The 17167-nt window shown below is 61.4% G+C and carries 16 protein-coding genes and 1 riboswitch; of the genes, 3 read left to right on the top strand and 13 right to left on the bottom strand.

Features of this window, described 5'->3' with window-relative positions:
- Window positions 1–39 precede the first annotated feature (39 nt).
- From AX760_RS05615 to AX760_RS05605, 3 genes are all read right to left on the bottom strand, one after another.
- A complete protein-coding gene (locus AX760_RS05615) occupies window positions 40–828 on the bottom strand; it encodes a CbtA family protein (RefSeq protein ID WP_071832004.1) in 789 nt (262 codons plus the stop codon).
- A gap of 156 nt (window positions 829–984) precedes the next feature.
- Entirely contained in the window at window positions 985–1161 is a 177-nt protein-coding gene (locus AX760_RS05610) for a CbtB domain-containing protein (RefSeq protein WP_071832090.1), read from the bottom strand.
- A 48-nt stretch (window positions 1162–1209) separates the two neighbouring features.
- Window positions 1210–1491: riboswitch (cobalamin riboswitch) on the bottom strand.
- Between the two features lie 158 nt (window positions 1492–1649).
- Window positions 1650–2498, bottom strand: coding sequence for a LysR family transcriptional regulator (locus AX760_RS05605; protein ID WP_071832003.1), 849 nt, complete (start codon window positions 2496–2498; stop codon window positions 1650–1652).
- 135 nt (window positions 2499–2633) lie between these two features.
- Here AX760_RS05605 and AX760_RS05600 point away from each other — a divergent pair, with 135 nt between their 5' ends.
- The 3 genes from AX760_RS05600 (at window position 2634) to AX760_RS05590 (ending at window position 8967) form a co-directional block, all read left to right on the top strand.
- Window positions 2634–5081 (top strand): GcvT family protein, encoded by a 2448-nt coding sequence (locus tag AX760_RS05600; RefSeq protein ID WP_071832002.1) that lies wholly within the window; start codon window positions 2634–2636, stop codon window positions 5079–5081.
- Entirely contained in the window at window positions 5078–7525 is a 2448-nt protein-coding gene (locus AX760_RS05595) for a GcvT family protein (protein WP_071832001.1), read from the top strand. Before AX760_RS05600 ends, AX760_RS05595 begins: the two co-directional genes overlap by 4 nt.
- Before the next feature lie 215 nt (window positions 7526–7740).
- Window positions 7741–8967 carry an aromatic ring-hydroxylating oxygenase subunit alpha gene (locus AX760_RS05590; RefSeq protein ID WP_071832000.1) on the top strand — a complete coding sequence of 409 codons (1227 nt, stop codon included), beginning with the start codon at window positions 7741–7743 and terminating at the stop codon, window positions 8965–8967.
- 39 nt (window positions 8968–9006) lie between these two features.
- Here AX760_RS05590 and AX760_RS05585 read toward each other — a convergent pair whose 3' ends face one another.
- From AX760_RS05585 to AX760_RS05540, 10 genes are all read right to left on the bottom strand, one after another.
- Window positions 9007–9483 carry an SRPBCC family protein gene (locus AX760_RS05585; protein WP_071831999.1) on the bottom strand — a complete coding sequence of 159 codons (477 nt, stop codon included), beginning with the start codon at window positions 9481–9483 and terminating at the stop codon, window positions 9007–9009.
- 12 nt (window positions 9484–9495) lie between these two features.
- Entirely contained in the window at window positions 9496–10818 is a 1323-nt protein-coding gene (locus AX760_RS05580; protein ID WP_071831998.1) for an RNA polymerase sigma factor, read from the bottom strand.
- Window positions 10815–11189: a YciI family protein gene (locus AX760_RS05575; RefSeq protein WP_071831997.1), complete on the bottom strand. Its 375-nt coding sequence runs from the start codon at window positions 11187–11189 to the stop codon at window positions 10815–10817. The genes AX760_RS05580 and AX760_RS05575 overlap by 4 nt, the downstream gene beginning before the upstream one ends.
- 84 nt (window positions 11190–11273) lie before the next feature.
- Window positions 11274–11792 carry a hypothetical protein gene (locus AX760_RS05570; RefSeq protein WP_071831996.1) on the bottom strand — a complete coding sequence of 173 codons (519 nt, stop codon included), beginning with the start codon at window positions 11790–11792 and terminating at the stop codon, window positions 11274–11276.
- A 179-nt stretch (window positions 11793–11971) separates the two neighbouring features.
- Window positions 11972–12145, bottom strand: coding sequence for a DUF1328 domain-containing protein (locus AX760_RS05565; RefSeq protein ID WP_071831995.1), 174 nt, complete (start codon window positions 12143–12145; stop codon window positions 11972–11974).
- A gap of 90 nt (window positions 12146–12235) precedes the next feature.
- Window positions 12236–13663 (bottom strand): gamma-aminobutyraldehyde dehydrogenase, encoded by a 1428-nt coding sequence (locus tag AX760_RS05560; RefSeq protein WP_071831994.1) that lies wholly within the window; start codon window positions 13661–13663, stop codon window positions 12236–12238.
- Between the two features lie 25 nt (window positions 13664–13688).
- Entirely contained in the window at window positions 13689–14504 is an 816-nt protein-coding gene (locus tag AX760_RS05555; RefSeq protein ID WP_071831993.1) for an ABC transporter permease, read from the bottom strand.
- Window positions 14494–15108 (bottom strand): hypothetical protein, encoded by a 615-nt coding sequence (locus AX760_RS05550; protein WP_139276135.1) that lies wholly within the window; start codon window positions 15106–15108, stop codon window positions 14494–14496. The genes AX760_RS05555 and AX760_RS05550 overlap by 11 nt, the downstream gene beginning before the upstream one ends.
- Complete coding sequence (locus AX760_RS05545; protein WP_071831991.1) at window positions 15098–16063, bottom strand: ABC transporter permease; 966 nt, start codon at window positions 16061–16063, stop codon at window positions 15098–15100. The genes AX760_RS05550 and AX760_RS05545 overlap by 11 nt, the downstream gene beginning before the upstream one ends.
- Entirely contained in the window at window positions 16060–17058 is a 999-nt protein-coding gene (locus tag AX760_RS05540) for an ABC transporter ATP-binding protein (protein ID WP_071831990.1), read from the bottom strand. The genes AX760_RS05545 and AX760_RS05540 overlap by 4 nt, the downstream gene beginning before the upstream one ends.
- Between the last annotated feature and the right edge of the window lie 109 nt (window positions 17059–17167).

Here is a 17167-nt window from a genome sequence, read left to right as displayed (position 1 = left end):
GTCTTTCGACGCGCGGTGAATGTCGGTGCAGGCCGTCGTTCAGGCCATCCGGGCCAGTCGGTCGTTCAGGATGCCCGAGACAATCCCCAGAACGATCCAGAAGGCCAGCGCCGTTGCCAGTGCCGCAACCGCGAATTCCGCGCCGAGGACAGCAGGGACGGCGCTGGACAGGTCCGCCGGCTGCGGCGCGCCATAGACATGCGGCGCGGCGATCAGCAGGAGGCCGATGATCTTGGCGGCAATCTCCGGTCGAAGGGCCAGGAGATAGAGCCCGACAGACGACAGAGCGATCGTCGCCATCCACCAGGCTTGCCGGTCACCCAGATCGGCAGCCGGAAAGCCCGGAAGTTCCGGTGGAAGGCCGATGGCCGGCAGGAGATGTATCGCCAGCCAGCCGAACGCGCCCCAAAGTGCACCATTCGACAGCGTCACCGGACGAGCGATCAGCATGCTGACGCCGGCGAGCAGAAGACCAAAACCGGCGCCGGCAACGAGATTGGCGATCAACGTTCCCGAAAACCGGCTCATGCCGAACATGATGCCGCCATCGTCGTGCTCACCCTCGTGGGCATGGGCCGGCGTCACCGGCGACAGGGCGTCCAGAATATCCGTCGGGAAGGACGGGGGCGCCAGCGACGAATGCTCGTGGTTTTCACTCTGGACCGCCGCTGGAGTATCGGTTCCCGGAATGACAGATGCCGGTTCCTTGCCCTCATATTGCTCGGCGTGGAGGATCAGCGGCACGATGCGTGCCTGCTGCGCCGCTGTCATGAAGACACCGGCAATCAACCCGGCCACGACGGCAGCCAGAAGCGTTTTGACAATCATTGGAAGTCCCTCTCCGTGGGCGTAAAATGCGCTCTCAAAAGCCCGGATCACCGACATGTCATGAACAGGACACGCCAAGACGCCGCGATGCCAAGGCAGCGCGGGCTCTTCAGCGTCCGGGCAGACCGGAAAGGCGGTGCCTCTCCGGATCCATCGTCAATGGCAGGGAAAGCCGAGGGAGTGGCGCACGTCGTGCGCCGTGTCGTGCAGCACGGCGGAATTGGCCAGGCCTGCACCAAACACAAGGAAAGAACCGATCAGCAAAGCCAGGATACCGGCAGTGATGCGGTCGTTGAGAGAAAGCGGAACACTCGAAACTTTAGACGTAGCCATGACAACCTCCGTGATGGCACGTGGGAGAACTCCCACCGATTGGGCACCAATGCCCCTCATCAACCGGCAGGTTTCCTGGCTCGCGGCGTCAGGTGCTTGCACACCAAGACGTTTCTCTCGCCTTCCCAAGTCTCGGATCGCCGCAATCTCGCGGTGTCCTTGCCTCAGTGGCTTTTCCCGGATGCGATCATCCGGAACGAAAAACGCTGACCGCTCTACAGTCGCGGGGTCGGCCGTGATGAAAGTGCCCAGAATGGGTCCACCCGTCACGTTCCCATTTACTCCCCGAAAGCGCCTCGCAACCGGGGAACCAATTGATCAAAGATAATTATGGTTTCGGTTCGTCAATGTCAATTGTGTCCCGGCCCGCCGACAGGCCTATGTCGTGCTCGTCCAATAAGCCTGTTGCACATACTGTAAACGGCTGCATACGCAGGGACGGTGACATTGCGGTGATGGAGCGTCTCTCGCGTGTCCGGCGGGACGGATCAGTCGGCCAGCAAGGCCTGCATGGCGCCGACAATGCGCTGGTGTTGATGCGCGTGGCGTGTGCGGATGCTGGTGACGGCATAGACCGCCTGCGGGATCGCCACGGCATCCGCGACCGGAAACGCAAGGCCATCGGTGGCGAGCCGTTCAGCGCTGGCGGCCGTCACATAGGCGGCCCCGCCCAGCGTTTTCAGAAGGTCTGTTATGGCGATGTTCTGGCCGGAGGCGAGCGGTGCTGCCGACAGGTGCGGCAAGGCGAGGCGATGCGCCCGATCGAAGGCGGGCGAATAGACCGCCTGGATATAGGTTTCCGGCCGCAGTTCGGCGACCGTCGCCACCCGGGTGCTGACCAGCCTGTAGGTCATCTCGCCGATCCGCTCATAGTGCAGATCCGGGAGATAATGCGGCGTGTAGAGGATGGCGAGATCGAGATCGCCGGCTGCCAGATCGCGGTTCATCTGGCTGGAATAATCGGCCTCCATGTAGATCGAGGTCTTCGGCAGATCAGCCCGCACGGCCGACAGCCAGCGGCCGGCAAAGACTTCGGCCAGATCATGCTGGATGCCAAGACGCATCGAACGCTCATAGGCTCCGGCATTCTCCACGGCCCGCGTCGCCTCGTGCCACTGGTGCCGCAGTGCCCTGGCATGATCAAGGAAACGTAGACCCGACGCCGTCGGCGAGGTTCCGCCCTTGTTGCGGGTGAAGAGCTTGCGGTTGAACTGTGCTTCCAGCGCCTTGATGCGGTGGGAGACGGTGGATTGCGTGATGTTCAACCGGTCGGCCGTGCGGTTGAAGCTGCGCGATTCCATGAGGTCAAGGAAGGTTTCGATGAGGTCGATCTGCATGGGTGTATCCGGTCTGGATCGGGGAGGCAGTTGTTTCTCGAAACTAATCGAATTCTTCGATCAATAAAGCGAATTCTGACCGCTTGATGAAGACCCGCATCATTGCCAAAACTCGTTGCAAACAAGGGAACAGACATGTCGAATTTGCCGTCTCATGCGCGCGTCGTGATCATCGGGGGAGGTGTCATCGGGGCGTCCTGTCTCTACCACCTGGCCAAGGCCGGATGGAGCGATTGCGTGCTGCTGGAAAAGAACGAGCTGACGGCCGGTTCGACATGGCATGCGGCCGGCAATGTGCCGACATTCTCGTCGTCCTGGTCGATCATGAACATGCAGCGCTATTCGGCGTCGCTCTACCGCGAACTCGGCGATCTCGTCGATTACCCCATGAACTACCATGTCACCGGCTCGGTGCGGCTCGGCCATTCAAAGGAGCGGCTACAGGAGTTCAAGCGCGTCGTCGGCATGGGGCGCTATCAGGGCATGGATCTCGACATCCTGTCGCCCGACCAGATCAAGTCGAAATATCCGTTTCTGGAAACCCATGACCTGACCGGCGCGCTCTACGATCCCTATGACGGCGACATCGATCCGGCGCAGCTGACCCAGGCGCTGGCCAAGGGCGCGCGCGATCTGGGTGCCAAAATCTTCCGCTTCTGTCCGGCGACCGGCGCGCGCCGGGAAAACGACGAGTGGGTGATTTCGACCCCGCAGGGCGAGATCCGCTGCGAAAAGGTCGTCAACGCCGCCGGCTATTATGCTCGTGAGGTGGGAAAATGGTTCGGCCGCGACGTGCCGATGATGGTGATGAGCCATCAGTACATTCTGTTCGAGGAAATACCGGAACTGGCGGCCTGGTCGAAGGAGGCCGGTCACAAGCTGCCGCTTTTACGCGATGTGGACAGCTCCTATTACCTGCGGCAGGAAAAGACCGGCATGAACCTCGGTCCCTACGAGAAGAATTGCAAGGCGCACTGGATCACGCCTGACGATCCGATGCCCGAGGATTTTTCGTTCCAGCTGTTCCCGGATGATCTCGATCGGCTCGAATGGTATCTGAACGACGCCGTCGAGCGCGTGCCGATCCTCGGCACGGCCGGCCTGTCGCGCATGATCAACGGTCCGATCCCCTATGCGCCGGATGGTAACCCGCTGATCGGGCCGATGCCGGGCGTGCCGAATGCCTTCGAGGCGTGCGTCTTCACCTTCGGCATCTGCCAGGCGGGCGGGGCGGGCAAGGTGCTGGCCGAATGGGTGACGGAGGGCCATACCGAGTGGGACATGTGGTCCTGCGATCCGCGCCGGTTTACGAGCTTTACCGATCAGGATTACTGCATTGCCAAGGGCATGGAAATCTATGGCCATGAATATGCGATGCACTTTCCGAAACATGCCTGGCCGGCCGGCCGCGACAAGAAGCTTTCGCCGATCCATGACCGGATTGCTGCGTTGGGCGCGCAGTTCAAGCCCTACAATGGCTGGGAGCGCGCCAGCTGGTATGCAAAGCCGGGCGACGACCTGTCCGAGGCCTCGACACAGACCTGGAACCGGGCCGGGCCATGGCAGAAGCGGATCGAGGAAGAATGCCGTTCGGTCACCGAGGCGGCCGGTGTTCTCGACCTGCCGGGCTTTTCGCGGTTCCGGGTTCAAGGGGCTGGCGCGCGCGACTGGCTGCTGGGGCTGACGACCGGCAAGGTGCCGAAGCCGGGCCGCATCGGTCTTGCCTATTTCTCCGACGACAAGGGCCGGATCGTCACGGAGATGTCTGTCATGGCGCTGGACGAGGATTCCTTCGTGCTGATCACCGCAGCAACGGCGCAATGGCACGATTTCGAATGGCTGACCCAGCATCTGCCGAAGGGCAGCGCGATCACCGTCGATGACGTGACCGACGGTTTTTCTTGCCAGATCCTGTCTGGCCCCAAATCGCGCGACATTCTGGCCGCAGTCTCCGATGCCGATCGGTCCAGGGGCTGGCTGACGCATCAGAGCTGCCAGATCGCCGGGCGCTGGTGCCAGCTGGTGCGGGTGTCCTTTGCCGGGGAACTCGGCTGGGAAATTCATAGCAAGATCGAGGATACGGCCGTCATTTTCGATGCCGTCTGGGCGGCCGGTCAGAGCCACGGGCTAAAACCCTTCGGCATGGAGGCGCTGGACAGTCTTCGCATCGAAAAGGGCTATCGCGCCTGGAAGGGCGATCTTTCAACCGACTACACGATTTTGCAGGGCGGGCTTGAGCGTTTCGTCGATTGGACAAAACCTGACTTCAAGGGCAGGGCGGCACTGGAGCGCGAGAAGCAGCAGGGCGTCGCCAAGCGCTTCGTGACGCTGGTTGTCGACGCCGGCGACTGCGATGCGCCGTACATGTCGACGCTCTGGCACAAGGGCAGCGTCGTCGGCGAAACGACGTCGGGCAATTGGGGCTACCGGATCGGCAAGTCTGTGGCGCTCGGCATGCTGCGCGTCGACCTCAGCGATCCCGGCACGGAAATCGAGGTCGAGATTTACGGCGAGCGCTTCAAGGCCGTGGTCCAGGCAGACCAGCCGCTGTTTGATCCCAAGAATGAAAGACTGCGCGCATGAGCAAGGCTGTTCCCACCAAAGCACGCGCCGTCATTATCGGCGGCGGGGTCTCCGGGTGTTCGGTTGCCTATCATCTGGCCAAGCTCGGCTGGAAGGATGTTGTGCTGCTTGAGCGCAAGCAACTGACGTCAGGTACGACCTGGCATGCGGCGGGCCTGATCGGCCAGCTGCGCGCCAGCCAAAACATGACGCGGCTCGCCAAATATTCCGCCGATCTCTACACCAAGCTCGAGGCCGAAACCGGCATCGGCACCGGCATGCGGCAATGCGGGTCGATCACCGTTGCGCTGACCGAAGAGCGCAAGGAAGAAATCTACCGGCAGGCCTCGCTGGCGCGCGCCTTCAATGTCGATGTCCGCGAGATTTCGCCTGATGAAGTCAAGGCGATGTATCCGCACCTGAACGTGTCGGATGTGGTCGCCGCCGTGCATCTGCCGCTCGATGGCCAGTGTGATCCTGCCAACATCGCCATGGCACTGGCCAAGGGCGCGCGGCAGAACGGCGCCACCATTCTGGAGAATGTCAAAGTTACCGGTGTTTCCAGCAAGGATGGCCGGGTGTCCGGCGTGACCTGCGTCCAGAACGGCGAGACGTTCACGATCGAGACCGAGCATGTCGTCAATGCAGCGGGCATGTGGGGCCGCGAACTCGGCAACATGTCTGGCGTCACCGTGCCGCTGCATGCCTGCGAGCATTTCTACATCGTCACCGAGCCGATCGCCGGTCTGCCGCGTCTGCCGGTGCTGCGCGTGCCGGACGAATGCACCTATTACAAGGAGGATGCCGGCAAGATGCTGGTCGGGGCCTTCGAGTTGAAGGCCAAGCCCTGGGGCATGGAGGGTATCCGCGAAGACTTCTGCTTTGACCAGCTGCCGGAGGATTTCGACCATTTCTCGCCGATCCTGGAAAAAGCGGTGGGCCGCATGCCGATCCTGGAGACGGCGGGCATCCATACCTTCTTCAACGGCCCGGAAAGTTTTACGCCTGACGACCGCTACTATCTCGGCGAAGCCCCGGAACTCAAGGGCTACTGGGTGGCTGCCGGCTACAACTCGATCGGTATCGTTTCGTCCGGCGGTGCCGGCATGGCGCTGGCGCAATGGATGAATGATGGCGAGCCGCCCTTCGATCTCTGGGAAGTCGATATCCGCCGGGCGCAGCCGTTCCAGAAGAACCGCACCTATCTGAAAGAGAGGGTCAGCGAGACGCTCGGGCTGCTCTATGCCGATCATTTTCCCTATCGCCAGATGGCAACGGCCCGCGGTGTTCGCCGCTCGCCGCTGCATGAGCATCTGAAGGCGCGGGGTGCCGTGTTCGGCGAAGTCGCCGGCTGGGAGCGGGCCAACTGGTTTGCCAGAGACGGGCAGGCGCGCGAATACCGTTACAGCTGGAAACGGCAGAACTGGTTCGACAACCAGCGCGACGAACATCTGGCGGTGCGGGGTGGCGTCGGCCTGTTCGACATGACCTCGTTCGGCAAGATCCGCATCGAGGGTCGCGATGCGCTTGCCTTCCTGCAAAAACTCTGTGCCAACCAGATGGATGTCGAAACTGGCCGCATCGTCTACACGCAGATGCTGAATGGTCGGGGCGGCATCGAGAGCGACCTGACGGTGACGCGGCTGTCCGAGACGGCCTTTCTGGCGGTCGTGCCCGGCGCCACGCTGCAGCGCGATCTGGCCTGGCTTCGCAAGCACCTCACGGATGAATTCGTCGTCATCACCGATGTGACCGCGTCGGAATCGGTGCTGTGCGTGATGGGACCCAAGGCGCGTGACTTGATGCAAAAGGTCAGCCCGAACGATTTTTCCAATGTGGCGCACCCGTTCGGTACGGCCCGCGAGATCGAGATCGGCATGGGGCTCGCCCGCGCGCATCGTGTGACCTATGTCGGCGAACTCGGCTGGGAGCTTTACGTCTCGACCGACCAGACGGCGCATGTGTTCGAGGCGCTGGAGGCGGCAGGCTCTGATGTCGGCCTGAAGCTCTGCGGATTGCACACGCTGGACAGCTGCCGCATCGAAAAGGCCTTTCGCCATTTCGGCCATGACATTACCGACGAGGATCATGTGCTTGAAGCCGGCCTCGGTTTCGCGGTGAAGCCGGGCAAGGGCGATTTCATCGGCCGGGATGCGGTTTTGAAGAAGCAGGATGCGGGTCTGGAACGCCGGCTGGTGCAGTTCCGGCTGACCGACCCCGAGCCGCTCCTGTTTCACAACGAGGCCGTGGTGCGCGACGGCAAGATCGTCGGCACGATCACCTCGGGCAATTACGGCCACCATCTCGGCGGCGCCATCGGTCTTGGTTATGTGCCGTGCAAGGGCGAGAGTGCTCAGGATGTGCTGGGCTCGGCCTACGAAATCGAGATTGCCGGGATACGGGTGCCGGCGGAAGCCTCGCTGGCGCCAATGTATGATCCGAAGGCAGAGCGGGTGCGGGGGTAGGTCGCTCCAGTCACTCTGTTCTCCCCAACGGGGAGAAGTGCCGAGCAAAGCGAGGCGATGAGGGGGCTGTTGGCAACTGTGCCGCTCCCCCTCATCCGGCCCTTCGGGTCACCTTCTCCCCGCCGGGGAGAAGAGGGAGCGGAGCCTGCTCTCAAGCGTTGAAATACGCGCGCCGGGACGCGGTTTTCCGGTTAGTCTTTTTGGAGATGGGCACCATGCTCGCACCTGACATTGCTGCCAAGCCTGCCGCCGACCGCATCGACCAGCTCGTTGCCGCCCATAGACCGGGCCATGGTCTGTCGCGTCCCTTTTACCGGGATGCGGACATTTACGAGCGTGATCTGGAGCGTGTCTTCCGCCGCCACTGGCATTGCGTCGCGCATGAGAGCGTGATCCCCAATCCGAATGATTTCGAGGTGTTCCGCATGGCATCCGAGCAGGTGATCCTGACGCGGCATGCGGATGGCACTGTTCATGCGATCCTCAACGTCTGCCGCCATCGCGGCGCGGAAGTCTGCACGAAGGACAAGGGCAATGCCCGCGTCTTCGTCTGTCCCTATCACGCCTGGACCTATGGCAATGACGGGGCGCTGAAGGCCGCCCGGCTGATGCCGAAGGAATTCAAGCGGGAGGACCATGGGCTGAAAAAACTGCATGTGCGCGTCGTCGAGGGGCTGGTGTTCATTTCCTTTGCAGAGACCCCGCTCGATTTCACCGAAGTCGAGAACCTCCTGCATGCGACCTGCGGCCAATATGGCTGGGGGCAGGCCAAGGTTGCCTATCGCCAGAGCTATCCGGTCGATGCCAACTGGAAGCTGGCGGTGGAAAACTATGTCGAGTGTTACCATTGCGGCCCGGCGCATCCGGAATATTCGCAGACCCATGCGCTGGAACAGCCGCTGCACATGATCGAGGCGCTGAATGCGGCGATGGAGGCGCGCACCTGCGCGCTCGGTATTCAGGTTGGGGCCGGCGATCACTGGCAGACATCGCGCGAGGGCAAGGAAACCATCCATGCCTTCCGCTATGCGCTCTATGACGGCGTCAAGACCGGCAGCCAGGACGGTTCGCCTCTGGCCCCCCTGATGGGCAGGTTTACCGAATTCGACGGTGGCGTAACCTCGGTCCATCTTGGCGGCACGTCTTTCCTCGTCTGCTATCCGGACCATGGCATGATCTACCGCTTCGTTCCCAAGGGGCCGGAAGCGTGCGAGATGGAACTGATCTGGCTCGTCAACGGCGAAGCGCAGGAGGGTGTCGACTATGATCTCGAAAAGCTGAAATGGCTCTGGACGGTGACAACGGACGAGGACAAGTCGATCATCGAGCACACGTCGCGCGGCGTGCGTTCCCATTACTTCGTGCCCGGCCCGATCGCCCCGATGGAGCAGAACGAGTTGCGCTACATCAACTGGTATCTCGACGAGATCAGCCGGGCCTGACCGCGCGGGCGGGCAGGGTCCATCCGGCGTTGGTTCGGCTCAGAGCGATTTCGCAAGCGCTTCGAGCTGAGTCGCGCATTGGCCCCAGCCCTCGTGGAAACCCATTTTCTCGTGGTTTTCGCAGTTTTCAACCGTCCAGTGGCGAGCGACCGCCGTGTAGCGGGTTTTGCCGTCCTCATCGGCAAAGGTGATGATGCCGGTGAAAAACGGATTTTCCGAAGGCTGCCAGTCGTGGGTGTAGGCGTCGGTGAAGACGATCTTCTCGTTTTTGACAATCTCCAGATAGACGCCGCGATTGGGAAATTCGTTGCCGTTGGGATCGGCCATGACGATGTAGTTCGAGCCACCCACGCGCGCATCCACGTCCGCATGGGCGATGGTCCAGGGGGCGGGAACGAACCACTGCTTGAGAAGCGCGGCGTCGGTCCAGCACCGGAACAGGGCTTCACGCGGGGCGTCGAGCAGGCGGGTCAAAACGAGTTCGCGGTTTCCGGCATTCTTTGTGGAATCGGTCATGGTGAAGATCCTTTACTTCTGTTGTCTTGCCCAAGGACGGATGACCGTCCTCTTTCCCGACAATGCAACCTCAGTTTTTTTCGTCGCCGGATCATTGTGAGCGATCCGGTCAAGATGGGCGCGGATATGGGTGGCTTCGGCAACGGTGTTGGCAAGTGCGATAGCGCGGTTAAAGGCAATGCGCGCTTCGTCTGATCGTCCGAGCGCCAGCAGATAGCTGCCGCGGACGCCGTGAAAATGGAAATAGCCAGACAAGCGATCGGAAAGCGGCTCGATCAGTTCGAGAGCTGCTGCCGGTCCCTTTGTCTTTGAAAGAGCAACGGAACGATTGAGGCTGATCACAGGGGAGGGCTGCAACCGCTCGAGCGAGCCATAGAGCCGTTCGATCTGCTGCCAGTCGGTGTCCTCTGGTCGCTCGGCTCGGGCGTGGAGGGCGGCGATGGCCGCTTGGATTTGGTAGGGTCCGGGCCTGCGATGCCGCATGGCCTTGTCGATCAATGACAGGCCTTCATGAATCATCGGTCGGTTCCAGAGGCTGCGGTCCTGATACTCCAGCAGGACGGCCCCGCCGTCCACATCGAACCTTGCCGGTGTGCGGGCATGCTGGATCAGCATCAGTGCGGCCAGGCCCATGATGTCCGGAATCGACGGAAAAAGGCGCAGAAGCAGTCGGGCAAGCCGAATGGCTTCGTCGCAGAGGGGGCGGGCGCTCAAGCTGCGGCCGCTGTCTGCAGAATAACCCTCGTTAAAGACGAGATAGATCATCGCGGAGACGGCAGAAAGACGCGCGGCCCGCTCCGTTGCATCCGGCGTTTCGAAGGGCAGGCCGGCTGCGGCGATGCGCGCCTTGGCGCGGGTGATGCGCTGCTCCATGGCGCTTTCGCCCACCAGGAAGGCGCGCGCGATCTGTGAGACGGACAGGCCGGAGACGATGCGCAGTGCCAGCGCGATCTGCTGGGTCGCCGGCAGTTGCGGATGGCAGCAGACGAACAGCAGTCGTAGAATATCGTCGCGGTAATGTTCGCCGTCCAGCCGCTCGGCCACGTCCGCCTCGGTATCCTCGATATTGGACAGGACTGCATCCGGCGGCAGCGGCACCTGTTTGGATGTTCGGCGGATCGTGTCCAAGGCGCTGTTTCGACCGACAAGGATCAGCCAGGCTGCCGGATCACGCGGTGGGCCCTTTTCGGGCCACCTTTTGAGCGCCCGCAGGCAGGCCTCCTGGAAGGCTTCCTCGGCTGTGTCGAGAGTGCGGAAATAGCGCAACAACGCGGCCATTGCCTGGGGACGCGCGGCGTCAAGCGCGCTGCCGATCCAGGCGAGATTGTCGCTCATGCCCTCGTTTCTCCAGGCTTATAGATGGCCAGCGGCCGGATTTCATAGGCCCCGCCTTCGGGGTTGGCGCGTGCAAGATCGTGTGCCGCGGACAGAGCTTCCTCGAGGTCGTTGCAATCGATGATGAAAAACCCGAGCAATTGCTCCTTGGTTTCGGCAAACGGCCCATCGGTGATCACAAGTTCGTCGCGGCCCTTGCGCAGCGTCGTCGCAGATGTCGTGGGCAGGAGGCGGGCGACCGGTCCAAGTCGTCCGACCTGCGCAAGGCGGGCCTCGACGGCAGCAAGCCGCGCCATGGTTTCCCGGTCTTTCTCGTCAGACCAGGCCGTGGTGACTGTCTCGTCATTATAGCAAAGGATGGCATATAGCATGGGACGCTCCGGTTCATCCGACACAGGACGAACGAGTAAAACCGATACCGACACCGCACGTCCATTTTTTTCGGTGCGTTCGTCCTACTGTGCTGTGCGGATCTTCTCGAAGCGGTATTGCCAGCGAATGGCGGTCGGCGGGGACAGCGGCGAGACGGGAAAGATCAGCGTCGTGCGGATTTGCTGCGACTGTCCCGGGCCAAGGCGTGCAAGGATCAGCGCCTCGTCCTCGCCGATCGTCGTGCAGACCTCGTTGGGGCAATCCTGCATGGTGACAACAAGGGTAAAATAGTCGATCCCCAGCGTGCTGTCATTGCGGATCATCGCGGTGAGGTTGTGGGTTGTCGCGGGCGTGCCCTGGGCAATCGACAGATCCGTCAGCGCGATCGCGCCGGGGGCGACGACCGGCTCGGTCGCGACGATCTCAGGTTGGTCAGCCGTGGACTTTGCCGAATCATCCGTCAACCAGACGATGAAGGCTGCGATGAGGCCGACCGCCACAGCGAGCGTGACGATCGGTTCGGCGAAGCGGCGAAAGCGCGAAAAGCGCGCGGCGAGATAGACGATAAGCAGTCCGGCAAACGCAGGTATGATCCAGATCATTCAGTCCTCCAGACGCACTTATAGCGGGCGCCGGTGGAAGTTCAAAGCGCGTCACTGCTGTTTACGCAATATGGGCGACTTTGGTTGCCGTTCCCGGGGAGAACGTCGTGTTTTCGGTCAGAAAGAAACCCGCTCCGATGGGAGCGGGTTTGCAGCGTCGTCTGGCGAATTCGGCAGTCCTAAAGCACCAGGCTTCCGGCCATGAAGGTGAGGACCACGAAGATCAGGAAGACGATGATCGCAATGGCAAACAGGATCTTGGATACCTTGGCGGTTGCGGCGGAGACGCCGGAAAAGCCCAGGAAACCGGTGACCAGTGAGATCAGAAAAAAGATGATGGCCCATTTCAGCATAAAAAACCCTCGCAGATGATCGCGTACCTAAACGTCCTGGAACGGTTATTGTTCCATCGGGGCTGCTGAATTGCGCGGCTGCACGTCTCCCTATCCGTGATTGATCATGACATGGCGCACGGCGGTATAGTCTTCCAGCGCATAGACGGACATGTCCTTGCCGTATCCGGATTGCTTGACGCCACCATGGGGCATTTCGTTGGTCAGCATGAAATGCGTGTTGATCCAGGTGCAGCCATATTGCAGGCGGGACGCAGCTTTCATCGCCTTGCCGATGTCCTTGGTCCAGACGGAAGAGGCGAGGCCGTAGTCGCTGTCATTGGCCCATTTGACGGCCTGGTCGTTTTCGGTGAAGCGGGTGACGGAAACCACGGGGCCAAACACCTCCCGGCGAACGATCTCGTCTTCCTGGGTTGCGCCGGCAACCACCGTCGGTTGGAAAAAGAAGCCGTCCTTGCTGCCAAGTGCGCCGCCGGTGGTGATCTCGATATGCTTCTGCTCCGTGGCGCGTTCGACGAAACTGGCGACACGGTCGCGCTGGCGCCTTGAAATCAGTGGGCCGATTTCGTTTTCGGTGTCGTCCTCAAGGTTGTATTTGATGGTCGAGACGGCGGCGCTGAGGTCGGCGACGAGTTTTTCGTAGATGCCGTCCTGCGCGTAGATGCGGCAGGCGGCTGTGCAATCCTGTCCGGCATTGTAGAAGCCGAAGGTGCGGATGCCCGAGACGACGGCCTCGAGATCGGCATCGTCATAGACGATGACGGGCGCCTTGCCGCCGAGTTCGAGATGGGTGCGCTTCACCGTCTTGGCGGCGGCCTGGAGCACTTTCTTGCCGGTGGCGATATCGCCTGTGATCGAGACCATGCCGATCTTCGGATGATTGATCAGTGTGTTGCCGACGGTCTCGCCGCGACCGAGAACGACGTTGACGACGCCTTCCGGCAGGATGCCCGACAGCAGGCGGGCCATCTTCAGCGCGGTCAGCGGCGTCTGCTCGGAGGGCTTGAAGACGACGGTGTTGCCGCCGGCGATTGCTGGCGCCAGCTTCCAGGCCATCATCATCAACGGATAGTTCCAGGGCGCGATCGAGCCGACAATGCCGACCGGATCGCGGCGGATCATCGAGGTATGGCCCGGCAGGTATTCGCCGGCAACGGGCGCATGCATGGAGCGGATCGCACCGGCAAAGAAGCGCCAGCAATCTATGATCGCCGGCAGCTCGTCATTGCGCACGGCATTGATCGGCTTGCCGCAGTTGAGCGCCTCAAGCGCTGCAAAGGCATCCGCGTCCTTCTCGATCGCATCGGCGATTTTGAGGAGGTAGCCGGAGCGCTCGGCCGGCGTCGTCATCGACCAGCTGTCAAAGGCCTTTTCGGCCGCATCGACGGCACGCTCGATCTGCGACTGCGAGGCTTCCGCAAGGTCGATGATCTTGGCGCCGGTGCGCGGATTGAGGATCAGTTCCTCGATCTCGGTTCCGGCCTCGAATGTCGATCCGATCAAAAGTTGCGTATCCATGTGCGTTCTCCCTTATTGCTTCGGATTATTTGCCGCCGCCGGCGATCTGGTCGCCGTCGCGCGTGAGGTAGTAGGCCGCCAGGATCGGCAGGAAGGTGACGAGCACGACGACCATGGCAACGACATTGGTCACCGGCCGCTGGCGGGGCCGGATCAGTTCTTCCAGCATCCAGATCGGCAGCGTCGCCTGCTGGCCGCCGGTAAAGGTCGTGACAATGACTTCGTCAAAGGACAAGGCAAAGGCGAGCATGCCGCCGGCCAGAAGTGCCGTGCCGATGTTCGGCAGGATGATGTGGCGGAAGGTCTGGAAACCGTCGGCACCGAGGTCCATCGACGCCTCGATCAGCGATCCGGAGACCCGGCGAAAGCGGGCGACCGCATTGTTGTAGACAACGACGATGCAGAAGGTCGCGTGGCCGAGCACGATGGTCCAGAAGGAAAATGGAATGTCGGCTAGCGAGAAGGCGGAGCGCAGCGCAATGCCGGTGATGATGCCGGGAAGGGCGATCGGCAGGATGACCAGCAGCGAGATCGTCTCGCGGCCAAAGAACCGCGTCTGGCTGACGGCGGCAGCGCAAAGTGTACCGAGCACGAGCGCGACCGCTGTCGCGACGCTTGCGACCTTGACCGAGAGCATCAAGGCCTCCCAGACGTCGGGGCGGTTCCAGGTGACGGCAAACCAGTGCAGCGTCAGGCCGGGCGGCGGAAACTGGTAGCTCTTTTCCTCTGTCGTGAAGGCGTAGAGAAAGATCAAGAGGATCGGGATGTGCAGGAAGGCGAGCCCGGCAGCAGCGGCGATCTTCAGTCCGAGCGGTGCGGAGGTTGAACGGTCAGAGCGCATCTTTTTCCCAACCCACATTAGGATTACTGTCGGCAAGGGTCTGGTCGTACTCCTTGCGATATTCTTCAAGCATCTTTGAGGTGTCTTCTTCCGTAGGGAGCGGAATTTTAAATCGAGTACACATCTCGTTGAATTTGAGTTTTAGGTCAGACTCTAGTGAGAGTGCCTTAATTCTCACATCTCTAATTTTCTCCAAAAGTAGCCAGCAACCGTCGTCGCTGGAGAAGAAACCTGCTTCTTCCCGCATAAAATGGTGAGCAAAATAATCTCTCAGATTTTTTGCCTGCTTGAGCTGATCTTGAAGTGATGTGAATTCCTGAACTCCGGAGGTGTGTCGAACGAGATTGCCGAAGGTACTCGCGACCGCCTTTGCTTCAGCTGCGTCGAAAGCGTTTTTCCAGTGGGCTTTGCTTTGGATCTTTCTTTCTCTGAGTAATTGCCCGACGGTCGAAAACACCATGATGTTAATCAGCGAATGTTCAATCAGCGCGAACTTGAAAAACGCTAGTCCAAAGTGTGCATAGACTTCTTTTTGCAGCGTAAGCTCGTCCCCTTCCAATTCTGGAAATTCAGCTACCAAAGCATTTCGTCTCTCAGAGCGCATCGAAGGCTCCCATGCGTTTGGCGGCCCAGAGATAGAGCCCCATGATGACGATCGGCACGACGGTGAAGGCGGCGGCCAGCGGGATGTTGCCGGCGGTGCCCTGCTGCGCGTAGACGGCCTGGCCGATGAACAGGCGCGACGAGCCGATGATCTGCGGGATGATGTAGTCGCCCAAAGTCAGCGAGAAGGTGAAGATCGAGCCGGCGACGATGCCGGGCAGGGCCAGCGGAAACAGCACATGGCGGAAGGTCTGGGCCGGTGTTCCCCCAAGATCGGACGAGGCCTCGATCAGGTTGCCGTGGACGCGTTCGAGCGCTGCCTGGATCGGCAGGATCATGAACGGCATCCAGACATAGACGAAGACGATGAAGGTGCCGGTGTAGCTGACCGAGAGCGAATTGCCGCCGATGACCGGCAGCGCCAGCCAGGCATCGAGCAGCCAGAGCAGATGCAGCTTTGCGAAAGCCCAGGTGATGATGCCCTCCTTGGCAAGGATCAGCTTCCAGGCATAGATCTTGACGAGATAGCTCGACCAGAGCGGCAGCATGATGCCGAGATAGAAGATCGCCTTCCATTTTCCCTTGGCATAACGCGCCGCATAATAGGCGATCGGGAAGGCGATGACGGCCGAGAACACGGTCACCACCGCGGCCATCGTCACGGTGCGCACGATGATGTCGAGATTGGCGTCGGCCAGAAGCTGGCGATAGGTGGCGAAGGTGAACTCGTAATTGATCAGACCGGAAAAATCATCGATCGAAAAGAAGCTCTGCACCAGAAGGGCGAGCAGCGAGCCGACATAGATGATGCCGAGCCAGAGCACCGGCGGACCCAGCAGGACCAGCAGCAGAACATGCGGGTTTTTCCAGAGGAAATCGGACAGCCGACCGCCAAGGCCCGGGCGGCTGGGCAGGATCGACTGGGCGGCAATGGGTTGCGTCACGGCGGCGGTCATGCGTCCTCCATCGCGTGCACGTCGCTGCGCTGGAAGGCGAGTTCGACGGCAGCGCCGACATCAGGCACCGGCAGGGCGGCGGGGCTGGCGACGACGATGCGTTCACCGCTGCAATCGACGCTGATGCGGTTGACCGCGCCGAGGAAGTTGCGGGCCGTGACGGTTCCAGACAGGGTCAGCTGTTCGGCCCAGGACGTGCCGATGGCAATCGCCTCCGGCCGCAGGCTGGCCGCCTTTGCGGGAATGCCGAGACGCGCGCAGGTGGCGCTCGACAGGACATTGGACGAGCCGACGAAATCGGCGACAAAACGGGTCTGCGGTCGCTTGTAGACATCCTCAGGCGTGCCGAGCTGCTGGATCCTGCCGTCGTTGAACACGGCGATGCGGTCGGCCATGGACAGGGCTTCGCCCTGATCGTGGGTGACGAAGACGAAGGTGATGCCGAGCGATTTCTGCAGGCTTTTCAATTCTTCCTGCATCTGCTCGCGCAGCTTGAGGTCAAGAGCGCCGAGCGGCTCGTCGAGCAGAAGCACCTTGGGCTTGTTGACGAGCGCGCGGGCAAGGGCCACGCGCTGGCGCTGGCCGCCGGAGAGCTGGCCCGGCCGCCGCTGGCCGTAGCCGGGAAGCTTGACCATCGACAGCGCATCCTCTGCCGCCCTGCGGCGCTCTTCCTTGGCCACACCCTTGACCATCAGGCCATAGGCGACGTTGTCGAGGATCGAGAGATGCGGAAAGAGCGCGTAGTCCTGGAACACGGTGTTGACGTTGCGGCGATAGGGCGGCACCCCCTCGGCGGTTTCGCCAAAGATCTCGATGTGACCGCCGGTCGGCTGCTCGAAGCCCGCCATCAGCCGCAGGCAGGTGGTCTTGCCCGAGCCGGAGGGACCCAGCATCGCGAAGAACTCGCCTTCGACGATCTCAAGATCGACCGCATCGACGGCTTTCACCGCGCCGAAATGGCGGGATACGTTTTGAAAGAGGATGGCGGCGGTCATGGGGGCTCCGGAAGGTAAACGCGATCTTTCCTCATCAAAGATGAAGAGCATAAAGTCGGTGGCGGCTGGTTCGGAAAACACCCTCCCCCTTGTGGGGAGGGTTGGGGAG

This window comes from Pararhizobium antarcticum, from assembly GCF_001885585.1.
GTDB lineage: Bacteria > Pseudomonadota > Alphaproteobacteria > Rhizobiales > Rhizobiaceae > Pararhizobium > Pararhizobium antarcticum.
This window is presented reverse-complemented; position numbering and strand designations above follow the sequence as displayed.